General features: G+C 33.5%; 13 protein-coding genes. 9 read left to right on the top strand and 4 right to left on the bottom strand.

Translation table 11 applies throughout. The features are described from left to right. Window positions 1–167: 167 nt before the first annotated feature. The 9 genes from NFR82_RS06090 (at window position 168) to NFR82_RS06125 (ending at window position 8438) form a co-directional block, all read left to right on the top strand. Window positions 168–482, top strand: coding sequence for a helveticin (locus NFR82_RS06090; protein ID WP_251717407.1), 315 nt, complete (start codon window positions 168–170; stop codon window positions 480–482). 30 nt (window positions 483–512) lie between these two features. Beyond that, a complete protein-coding gene (locus NFR82_RS06095) occupies window positions 513–1151 on the top strand; it encodes a helveticin J family class III bacteriocin (RefSeq protein ID WP_277612422.1) in 639 nt (212 codons plus the stop codon). Beyond that, the gene (locus NFR82_RS08840; RefSeq protein ID WP_277612423.1) at window positions 1123–1476 is read left to right on the top strand and encodes a helveticin J family class III bacteriocin; all 354 of its coding nucleotides are present in this window, start codon (window positions 1123–1125) and stop codon (window positions 1474–1476) included. The genes NFR82_RS06095 and NFR82_RS08840 overlap by 29 nt, the downstream gene beginning before the upstream one ends. Before the next feature lie 115 nt (window positions 1477–1591). Further along, window positions 1592–2725, top strand: a complete 1134-nt coding sequence (locus NFR82_RS06100; RefSeq protein WP_251717408.1) for an SLAP domain-containing protein — start codon at window positions 1592–1594, stop codon at window positions 2723–2725. A gap of 129 nt (window positions 2726–2854) precedes the next feature. Further along, the gene (locus NFR82_RS06105) at window positions 2855–3991 is read left to right on the top strand and encodes an SLAP domain-containing protein (RefSeq protein WP_251717409.1); all 1137 of its coding nucleotides are present in this window, start codon (window positions 2855–2857) and stop codon (window positions 3989–3991) included. Between the two features lie 130 nt (window positions 3992–4121). After that, complete coding sequence (locus NFR82_RS06110; RefSeq protein WP_251717410.1) at window positions 4122–5291, top strand: SLAP domain-containing protein; 1170 nt, start codon at window positions 4122–4124, stop codon at window positions 5289–5291. 375 nt (window positions 5292–5666) lie between these two features. After that, a complete protein-coding gene (locus NFR82_RS06115) occupies window positions 5667–6182 on the top strand; it encodes a TetR/AcrR family transcriptional regulator (RefSeq protein ID WP_251717411.1) in 516 nt (171 codons plus the stop codon). A 194-nt stretch (window positions 6183–6376) separates the two neighbouring features. Next, window positions 6377–7696, top strand: coding sequence for a dihydrolipoyl dehydrogenase family protein (locus NFR82_RS06120; protein ID WP_251717412.1), 1320 nt, complete (start codon window positions 6377–6379; stop codon window positions 7694–7696). Window positions 7697–7946: 250 nt separating this feature from the next. Further along, window positions 7947–8438, top strand: coding sequence for a DUF2798 domain-containing protein (locus tag NFR82_RS06125; protein ID WP_251717413.1), 492 nt, complete (start codon window positions 7947–7949; stop codon window positions 8436–8438). An 89-nt stretch (window positions 8439–8527) separates the two neighbouring features. Here the strand turns inward: NFR82_RS06125 and NFR82_RS06130 are convergent, their stop codons facing one another. From NFR82_RS06130 to NFR82_RS06145, 4 genes are all read right to left on the bottom strand, one after another. Beyond that, a complete protein-coding gene (locus tag NFR82_RS06130; protein WP_251717414.1) occupies window positions 8528–9010 on the bottom strand; it encodes a helix-turn-helix domain-containing protein in 483 nt (160 codons plus the stop codon). A 205-nt stretch (window positions 9011–9215) separates the two neighbouring features. Continuing rightward, window positions 9216–9725 carry a YbhB/YbcL family Raf kinase inhibitor-like protein gene (locus tag NFR82_RS06135; RefSeq protein ID WP_251717415.1) on the bottom strand — a complete coding sequence of 170 codons (510 nt, stop codon included), beginning with the start codon at window positions 9723–9725 and terminating at the stop codon, window positions 9216–9218. A 25-nt stretch (window positions 9726–9750) separates the two neighbouring features. Next, window positions 9751–10572, bottom strand: coding sequence for a DUF2785 domain-containing protein (locus tag NFR82_RS06140; protein ID WP_251717416.1), 822 nt, complete (start codon window positions 10570–10572; stop codon window positions 9751–9753). Window positions 10573–10604: 32 nt separating this feature from the next. Next, complete coding sequence (locus NFR82_RS06145; protein WP_251717417.1) at window positions 10605–11003, bottom strand: cytidine deaminase family protein; 399 nt, start codon at window positions 11001–11003, stop codon at window positions 10605–10607. Between the last annotated feature and the right edge of the window lie 245 nt (window positions 11004–11248).

Genomic DNA, 11248 nt, shown 5'->3' on the forward strand with positions numbered 1-11248 from the left:
TTAGGGAAATTTCTTATACCTTTATTGTAGTATATAAGCGTATTTATTTCAATGATAAATATGCTTATGCAAAAAAGGAATAGGAGCAACTGTTAGACACTTCACAGAGGTGATGTCCAATGGGCATTTAACCCACCCTCTACTAAAAGAGAGGTAGGTGAAAAGTAATGGATATCCATGATTGTGTTGAACTCATAACACTTGTGTTGTGGTTCATCAGCATTGTAGGTATCAGCATCTTGAGTCATGTTCACTTTAAGAACGAAAGGCTGGAGCAGTTTCGTATTACCGCTGATGACCTAATGAAACGCTACGTTGGCTTGTACAACAAAGAAAGCTTGGCCAACGATCAGAAGATTAATCGGGTTGTCAATGCAGTAGTAGACGGACTAGAAGCCAAGGGCTTTAAAGTTGAAGATCAAGATGTAATGGATATTTTTGCGAAGGTCGCAAAGATTATTAATGAAAATTCTTCTAAATAAGAAGATAGAAATTTTTTCGGAGGTTTTATTATGAGAACATTAAATGAAACTACTAATGTTAATATTTTGAGTCAATTTGATATTGGAACAGACTATAAAGCTGTTGTCCAAAAAGGTAATGTGGGTTCTAAGTATGTTTATGCTTTGCAATTACGCAACGGTGCAACCACTATTTTACGTGGTTACCGTGGAAGTAAAATTAATAATCCTATTCTTGAATTATCTGGTCAAGCAGGCGGTCACACTCAAACTTGGGAATATGCAGGTAGATCTGGTCAATGGTTTGTTGGTGTTAAACCATCACACAATGATCCAAACTATAACTGGGCCAAACAAATTGCGCGTATTGATATTCGTTATACTTCTGGCTCTCATACAGATAATACTGAATTTCCACGTTTAGCCTTCTTAAGTTATGCTGGTTCTGCCCCATTCGGTGGTGATTCAATGACACATGCAGAGGCTGCCGTTTCACCTGACTATACTAAATTATTAATTGCAACTATTGAAAATGGTGAAATTGGGCACTTTACTATTTATAATTTAGACGAGATTAATAGATCTTTAGATAATGCCGGTAAAGGTTATGTAAGCCTAGAAGGTTTTCCATATCAAGATAGTTTTACCGTTTCTAACCTTTATGGTGAGGGGCAAGATAATATTTATTAATTCAATTCAAGGTTTTGATCTTGATAACGACGGTAATATTTATATTTCCAGTCAACTTCGCCCATCTCTTAATGTCAGAGGTTGGACAACTCACCACAAACAAATTGTTAAAATTCCGTATTATGCACATTATGATCAATCTCAGTGGAGTGCGGTGAACTTAAGTGCATTTAAAAAACTAGATATTTCAGGTCATCATAGTGAAGTAGAAAGCATTCAAATTATTGGCGAAAATCATGGCTATTTAACTGTTGCTTATCATGAAGATGTTTCTGGAGAAAATAAGACAGTATTAAACAGAATTTATGAATTGTCATGGGATTAATTCTTTAATATGGATGAAAAAAGGAGATTGGATTGATAAAATTCCAATCCCCTTTTTTACTTGTTTTACCTTTTTAAAAGTAAGATAATAGCCTTATTTAGAAAGGATGTTTAGCATGAAAAATAAAAAATTAATGTTAATTTCTATAGCTGCACTGTTGGGAATGACTTCTTGGGTAGAAAGTTCTACTAATATTCACACAGTTCAAGCTGCAGATACTTCTATTACTAAAACAATCATGCATATTTCAATGGCATATGACAGAGATGGTAAGAGCACAGGTACCAAATATTATGCATACAAGACCGTTGATGTAATGACTAAGCCTGTAAAAATAAATGCCAATTTGTATTACAAAGTAAATGGACTAAATCACTATTTAAAAGCTACCAATATTGATGGTGTAACACGTAAAGTAATGCATAATACTTATATTTATAAATCTTCCAATGATCGTACTTCGTATAACGGCAGATGGAAGCTTTATAAAGGTGAAACCGTCACTACTTACGGTGGTTCTTACAAATTCAAAAACGGTAAGCACTACTTCAGAGTGGGCGGTCCAGCTAAACAATATATTAAATCATATAATTTAGGACCAGTTATTAAAACTAATACTTCAGTGAATGGATCTAGTTCATCATCAGCATCTACTAATTCGGAAGAAACAACAGTCACTGTAACCACTCCTACTCGTTTAATTACCCAAACTAATAATGGCTATAAGGGAACGGCTCATATTACTCCTGTAGGAACAAAATTTACAGTTGATCGTTTGGAACTTAATGAACTCTCTAAGAGAAGTGAAAACGACGACCATTTTTATCACATCAAGGGTACTAATCAGTGGATTAATGCTTCTGATGTGAAAGCTGCTAAGAGTATACCACTACATGACTATTTCTTTGAAAACTTCTCATACATTACATTCCCTAAAGATACTGATGTGTATAATGCAGACGGAATTATCCAAGATCATAACGGTCAAAAAATAAGTAAACAAAAAGGCCAATTGAAAGTAGACAAGTTAGTATATATTTGGGTACCAAGTGAAAATAAGGCAGAATTATTCTATCATTTGGTAGGCACAAGCTTTTATGCAAGTACAACGCCAACCATTCATTGGAGCACAATTAATGTTGGTCATAATGCTTATGTAAAGGCTAACGATGTTAAATTTATTGATGGAAGCGTAAAGCTAACCCCATCAAACACAGCTGCTGAAGCAGAAGCCGCCGCAAAGAAATAAAATTTACAGTCTAATGAAAAGAGATGCCAATTTTAGCATCTCCTTTTTGTATTTATTACTTTCAATAATCCTAAAAAGGTAAGATAATATGAAGAAATAGAAATATTTTCTATAAGGAGTGTGTTTTTTATGAAGAAAAATAAATTTATCTTAGCTTCAGTTGCAGCATTAATAGCTGTTAGTCCCTTAGCTGCATTTGGAACACAGACTCACACAGTTCAAGCTGCTGACACCAATATTACCAATAAAATGATTATGCACACTGCTATTGCTTATGACAAAGACGGCAATAGCACTGGCGTAAAGTACAATGCATTTAGCTATGCTAAATTAGTAGCTAATCCCGAAAAAATTGGTAATAGTATTTATTACAAAGTTGCCGACAAAGACCAGTATTTAAAGGCTACTAACATTGATGGTGTAACTAGAAGAATCACTCACAATACCTACATCTACAGTACCTCTACCCGCCGTACCAGTTACCAAAACAAGTGGAAGTTGTATAAAGGACAAACAATCACTACTTATGGTGGTTCTTACAAATTCAAAAATGGCAAGCACTACTTCAGAGTGGGCGGTCCAGCTAAACAATATATTAAATCGTATAATTTAGGACCAGTTATTAGTGCAAATTCTAATAGTTCGTCAAACACTACAACTAATAAATCAAATAATTCTACTAATACTAGTGCTGAAGAAACTACTGTTACCGTAAAGAATATGTATGGTGTAAATATTTACGATAGTCAAGCCAAAGCAATCCAAAAGAACCTTAAAGCTGGTACAAAATTTATTGTAGATAGATTAGAGGTAACACCATTCGCTGACCAATTTCCAACAGCTCTAGGTCGAGAAGGTTTGTACAGAATTAAGGGTACAGATACTTGGATTTTAGCTGTTGATGTAACTGCTGCCAAGAAACTACCACTTCATAACTACGATCTAGAACATAATTCATACATTAAGTTCCCACAAGCAACAGACCTCTATAATGCAAGTGGTAGTAAGATAAACACCAATGGTGATTACATTAGAAGACAATCTGGTCAATATAAAGTAGACAAGTTATTATATATTTGGGTTCCAAGTGAAAATAAAGCAGAGCTTTTCTACCACTTAGTAGGTAAAGAAGTATCATCTAATAATGGACATATCAACTTTGATGATGGTTATGTAAAAGCAAGTGATGTTCAATTCATGAGTAATAGTAAGGCGATAACACCATCAAACACACCCGCTGAAGCAGAAGCCGCCGCAAAGAAATAAAATTTACAGTCTAATGAAAAGAGATGCCAATTTTAGCATCTCTTTTTGTATTTATTATTTTCAATAATTCTAAAAAGGTAAGATAATTTATGGAGAAATAGAAATATTTTCTATAAGGAGTGTGTTTTTTATGAAGAAAAATAAAATCATTATGGCTTCAGTTGCAGCATTAATGGCTGTTAGTCCCTTAGCTGCATTTGGATCACAGACTCACACAATTCAAGCCGCTGATAATTCTATTAAAAAAACAGTTATGCATAATTCAATTGCCTATGACAAAAATGGAAATAGTACCGGTGCTAAATATTATGCTTATAATAAAATTAATGTAGACCAATCTCTTATAACTATCAAAGGTAATCTATATTATAAGATCACAGGTAAAAATCAATATTTAAAAATTACAAATATTGATGGTGTTACAAGACGCTTAACTCATAATGCTTATGTTTATAGTAGTTCTACACGTAGAACATCACATAATGGAAGTTGGGTATTAACAAAAGGTCAAGTAATTACTACATACGGTGGTAGTTATAAATTTAGAAATGGAAAAAGCTACTTTAGGGTTGGTGGTCCGAATAAGCAATACATTAGAACATCTAATGTAGGTAACGTTATTAATACCAATTATAATCCAACTAATAGAGACACTACTAATAATTCCCAAAGTACTACTAGTGCTCAGGAAACTACAGTTACAGTAACTATTTCCAACACAACTCTTTATACTGTTAAAGATGGATATGAAGCGGTACAACCAACTAATAAAAGAGTGAAAAAAGGGACTACTTTTACTGTAGATCGCTTAGAACAAGGTACTCGTGCTGATACGGGGACAGACGGTGATGATGACGGTGAATTAGCAATCTATCACATCAAGGGAACAAATTATTGGATCTACAACACTGCTGTTAAAGCTGCTAAGCAATTACCAGTTCAACAATACTATAAGACAAATACTTCAATGATTACGATGTCTAAACCTGTTGAAGTATATAATGCAGATGGTACTTCTCAAAATATTATTATTAAGAAAAATGATATGATCTGGGGAGTCAAAAATTTGTCATATATTTGGGTAGCAAAAGATAATAAAGCTGAATTATTCTATCGCTTAAGTTTAAACGGCCAATACAGAAGTGTCTATCGCATTACAAGTGATGGTAGTCGTATTTCTGATAGACTTCCAATTAAGGATGCCTATGTGAAAGCAAGCGATGTTGAAATTGATCCAGATGGTATTACTTTAACACCATCAAACACACCCGCTGAAGCAGAAGCTGCCGCAAAGAAATAAGTTCAACTAAAAAACGTAAAATACTTAGTTTTTACGTTTTTTATTATGCCCTTCTCTCCAATGATTAATGCATAGCCTCTCGTTCAGCAATCAAGTATATAATCTTTTTCTTAACAACTTATCATTAAACACTTAATTTATTTTATATCATCCGTAAATATATTTTCCCTTCCCTCGCTAAGAAGCGAGGCTTTATTTTGTCCAAAATTGCAATAAATTAACCCTCATTTTAAAAACAGCGCACTGTTATATTGTATATAGCAAAAAGTGCGCCACTAGTATATTTGCTATATACAAGTTTTTCTATTTACAGCGCTATCTTTTTCTTGATATAATTTTTATTCACGAAAAAAATAAATTGAGGGATGACTAATTATGACAGAAAAAGGCTTTACTAAAGTGTTGCTTTTGCACTCTTCGCTTAAGCTTTTTAATAAAGGTGGCTTAGAAAAATTAAAGGTACGAAATATCGCAAATGCTTGTCACATTTCAATTCAGCCGATCTATTATATTTTTGGCTCACAACAAGATTTACAAGAAGCAGTTCTAGAATTAGCCTTAAAACAATTGGCAAATACTCTGGATGATTTAATTAAAGCAGGTAAATTCGGCGTTAATAAAAATATTGAATTCGGTAAGGCGCTAGCCGAGTCTCCCGGTTTAATTATAGAAATTAATAAGGGAAATCAAGATATTCTCAACCGTGTGGTCAAAGTATCAGAGAAGTATTTTGTCGCAGCGCACGGTACTACTCACCCTAAGAAGCTTAAAGTAAACATCTTATTAGTCAGCTCTTTCATCAATAATAAAAGAGTTAGCGACCTCAATTTTAGTAATGAAGCTCTCAATAAATCACTTAATAATTTCTTCCAGCATTTAGACTTAGAATAGCTCTAGCTCTTACGCGGACAAGTAGTACAGCAGTTTATCACATTACTTTACAGATCAGATACCTCCCCTCCTAGGAAAGCAACATTATCACGAAATCTAAAAATAGAAAATAATGCATCAATGAGGTTTTCGGTGCCGATTTGTTTTATACTTTTTGATAAAAGAATAATCATAGATTAAAGACGAGGTACATTATGAAGCACTACGATTACATTATTTTAGGTACTGGTCCTGCTGGTTATAAATTGGCAAAATTAATTGCAAAGACAGGTAAAAGCTTACTAGCAGTTGAAGGTGGTTTATTTGGTGGAACTTGTCCCAATGTCGGATGTGAACCAAAGATCTTTTTGCATGGAACAATAGCAGCAGCCCTTGCAACGCAGCAATTAGTTGGTAAAGGGATTGCAGAACCCGCTAAGATTGATTGGTCACAATTGATGAAAACCAAGAAGGCTCGTTTTGACTCATGGCCTGATGAAACACGCGCGATATATGAAAATATGTGTGACGTTGAAGTCGGCTACGGTAAATTTGTCGGACCACACACAATTGAAGTAAATGGCAAACAATACCAAGGCGATAAAATTATTATTGCGACCGGTCATCGTCCGCACCGCCTAACCTTGCCTGGTCATGAATTAACCCATGATTCAAGTGATGTTTTATCCTTAAGCGAATTACCTAAGCGTACAGTTGTAATTGGTGCCGGCTTCGTTGGAATTGAGCTAGCAACCTTTTTAGCTGCGGCTGGCAGTGAAGTTACAATTTTAGTCCGCTCAGACCGTATCTTACGTGGCTTTTATCAAAAATATGCGCAAGAATTAATTACCAAAATGGAACAGCGTGGCATTAAAATTATCTTTTTCACTGAGACGCAAAAACTAGAGCAGATCGATAATGAATTAATCTTAACAACCAACCGTGATGAAGAAATCCCTACAGACTATGTAATTGATGCTAGTGGCCGTATTCCTAATGCTGATAAGCTTAATTTAGAGTCAGCCGGTATTGAATATGACAGAAAAGGAATTACTGTCGATGATCACTTGATGACCACCGCATCAGATGTTTACGCAATTGGCGATATAACTAATCAGAAGCTCCCTAAACTGACAACAGTAGCAGAATATGAAGCAGGATATCTTTTTGATTATTTAGAAAAAGGAAAATCCGAAGCATTTGTTGCACCAGTGATTGGAACTACAGCCTTTGCTTATCCTGAACTTGCGCAAGTAGGTCATATTCCTGAAAAAGATGATTCAAACTTTGAAATCGTAGAACATGATTTGTCAGGAGGTAGTTTATATGCGGGTATGAATGAACAAACCAAGCTGACTTTAGTGTTCAATCATGGGCACCAATTAGTTGGAGCTAGTGAAATCGGTGCTCAGGCGGCTGATGATATCAACTACTTGATTCCAGTGATTGGGTTGAAAATTACAGGAGATGAGTGGCGCAAAAAGTTGGTTCCAATCTATCCGGCCCTAGCAGATAAAATCGGCGGATTATTGTGAGATAGTTTTTATATAGAGATAAGAAAAGCCATAACCTTGATTCGGTCATGGCTTTTCTTTTAAATATTTCCACAGTAGTTTATATTTACTCATCATTAATTCCCTTTTACTACAGCAAATTTTATCATGCTCACTTTGAAAATTTTAAATAGTCTATGTATAATAGTTTAGTCTTATAAATATTTTGCGTATAACGGTTCAGCAAACATCATAGTTTGTTGGACCTTTTTTGTTTTATAAAGGAGTAAAAATGGAATTTTATATGAAGCTACCCCGTAACTGGAAAGAAAAAGCAATGTTTATGTTTATTGTTTCTTTTATTTCGGTCAACATAATAGGACCAATTATTTCACTTTGGGAAATGGGTTGGAGTTTGACCAATTATCTTAAGGTACTCCATGTTTTACCATTTATCTGGATTGCCGTAATTTTAGTAGTGTTATTAGCCGAAAAACCTGCCACCTTCTTAAAAGAAAAAATCACTCATAAAGATGATAGTTTCAAAACTCAAATCTGGATAAATACTCTATGCAATGTTTTTATTATTTCAGCTTTAATGACCTTAATTGGTAGTGCTATCGGACAAAGAAGTATTCCAATGCATACTCTTAAAAACTTTTTCGAAATTTGGCCGCGAAACTTTGGTTTGGCACTTTTAATTGAGGGTTTAATTGCCCAGCCAATTGCAAGATTTTTTATGGAACATTATCATTTAAAAGTCGATTCTAATAAACAAAATTAAAAAGCTGATCTTTTTGATCAGCTTTTTATTATTTAGTTAGATCATATCAATCAATAGTAAACAAAAAACTTAATTCCTGCACTATACTCTCAATCTGCAGTTAATGGATATTTTCTATCTAATCTTGGCTCAACTTTATTTATAATTAACCAACGTCTTACTGGTATCATTATCATCCAACCGCCTATCCATAAAATTTCTAAAATATCATAAATATTATCTGAAAGAGGCAATGCATAAATAATTGTATAGAGAAACAGCATAATAATTACATATACACTGCTATAAAACATTTTAAAGGTGCGAAACTCAGTATAACGCTTATCTAATTGAACTTGTTGTTCCTTTGCTAGATTTATTTTTTCTTGCTGCTCAGAAGAATTTATTGGTGAGAATAGTTTTTCTACACTTACTCCTAAAGCGTTTGCTATTAAATTTAGCGTAGATGCACTTACATCCTTTCCTGCTTCCAGACGCTGAATTGTTCGCACAGAAACATTTGCCTTTTCAGCTAATTGCTCCTGAGATAGATGTTGTGCTAAACGTAATTTTTTTACTTTATTATTTTGCATTTTACTGACCTCCTACTAATTAGTTTTAGTCTAGTAAAGTAACTAAAAATTTCCCAGGTAATATTCCTGACAATTAGCCGACAATTAACTGACAGTAGTTAAAAAATCACTTTTTTAACACACTAACCATTTTAACTACGCGGGGATCGACAAAAATGACATCTGTCTTCATCTCAACAGGATTTACAGTCAACTCCCTATCTTATCAACTATGAACTGGTAAATTTATATCTAGCTTTTCTAAAATATGGTTATCGGCCTTTTTCAAAAATTCATTTAACCAATAACCTTCTGATAAATCTAATTTTGTATCAAGAGCATAAACTGTCAAAGTATAATCATGAACTCCCACTGGTGGTTGAGGTCCGGTATAACCTATTTTAGGACCGGTCTCTCCACTTAAAAATTTGCTAGCGTTACTATTTCTACCTTGAACCAAATCAAATTGAGGTTTCAAACTCATATTTTCTGGAATACTTGTATGACTAGCATCAATATTTGCTGCGAGCCAATGGATCCAAACGAAACCACACACCGGCACTGAATCAAAATCTTTCATATACAAAGCAAGAGTCTTTGTTCCTTTAGGTAAATCATCCACTTCAAATGGAAATGAAACGGCAGGTTTACCATCTACCCGTAAACTTGCACTGGTATGTTTTGTGTACTTATCTGGTAAATAACCTTGATCATTGAATTCTACTTTTACTTTCATATAGTCACCCTAACTAATTTTGAAACTAATATTTTTGACTAAATTCTTTTTCAATATATTTCTTCAAATTATTATCTAAAAGATTTAGTGTATTTAACTTTGTATAAATATCTTCTGCAAACGACTTTAAATTACCAAAACGATAAAACTCAACTCGATCAGATGATTCAGGATCGAAATTAAAAGAAGTAAACCATTCTAGCAAATCATTATTATTCAATTCAGTTTGCTTCATACATGCAAAGAATACATCAGCTAAATGATATTCTTCTTCATCAACAAAACGATTATTAACTTGGCAAAATAATTTATTACTTGATACTAATAATTTTTGAGTCAAATCTTGATTGAATAATCCTTGTTTAACACATGCTTCCAATGCATCTGAACAATGGGCTACGGCATGGACCCAGCCATACTTTCCATCAAAGCCCGTATAATCATGCTCCTTCCCTAAATATTCAACTAAAGAATTAACTATAAATTGTTCTTCACTTGAATTCAATATTTTAAAATATTTTGAATCTTTATCACTGTTAGTTTGAATAATTAACTGCAATAATAAGCAAGTAAAGGAGCGAGTTAATGTAGCTGATGAAGCCTTCGAAATTTGATAAAAAAGTAAATTCTTTTGTTCAACATTATTAAATAAAAACTGAGCTTGTTCCCTAGTAAATTTTTCTTCAAAGAAACCACTGCCAAAAGTATTGCAAACCAGTGCATCGCGAATATTGCTGTTAGGGTCACCAATATGTTTAATTAACCAGTTTATTTCATCATCGGAGTACTCTGACTTAGGAGTATTTAATTTTTGATTTAAATCAGCTAATATTTGGGTATTTTTCATATTTATCCTTTTTTTATACTTTAATCAAAATTTTAAATCCACCATTCAGGCGTTAATTCATCCATGGTCATTATTCTACCTTTTTCATAATCCATCATGACTTCGATATTTTTATAATCTTTTTCCATCAGTTGAACCATAAATTCTCTACAAGCTCCACATGGTGCGCCATTCTTTCCATTAGACATTAATGCCAAAACCCTTTGAATTTTCACTTCGCCATTTGTAATCATGTTAAATATAGCATTACGCTCTGCGCAAACACCTAATGTACATGCCGTATCCACGCAAACTCCCGTATATATTTTTCCTGAATCTGACAAAACACTAGCAGACACTCCACCTGCTTCCATATGTTCAGAAATCTGGTGAAATCCTTGAACTCTTTTTGCAGCTTGATACATATCTTGCCACTGTTGATCTAAATTCATTTTCTTCTCCTTCAGGTTCAAACGTATAAAGAAATCTTTCGTAAAATTTGAATATTATATTAAATATTATCTAATATATATTTAATTTTCAATAATATTCTTAAATAAAAAACTCTTACCTACTTTTCATGTAGATAAGAGTTTTTTAGTGTTTTTGATCATTAATGCGAGACTGTCAAATCTTTTGTGTAAATAGTTCTTTCTCGCAAATTGATTTTTTAATTATTTATTTAATCAAAATAGGA

Origin of the sequence: Lactobacillus agrestimuris (genome assembly GCF_943193025.1) — a bacterium.
GTDB lineage: Bacteria > Bacillota > Bacilli > Lactobacillales > Lactobacillaceae > Lactobacillus > Lactobacillus agrestimuris.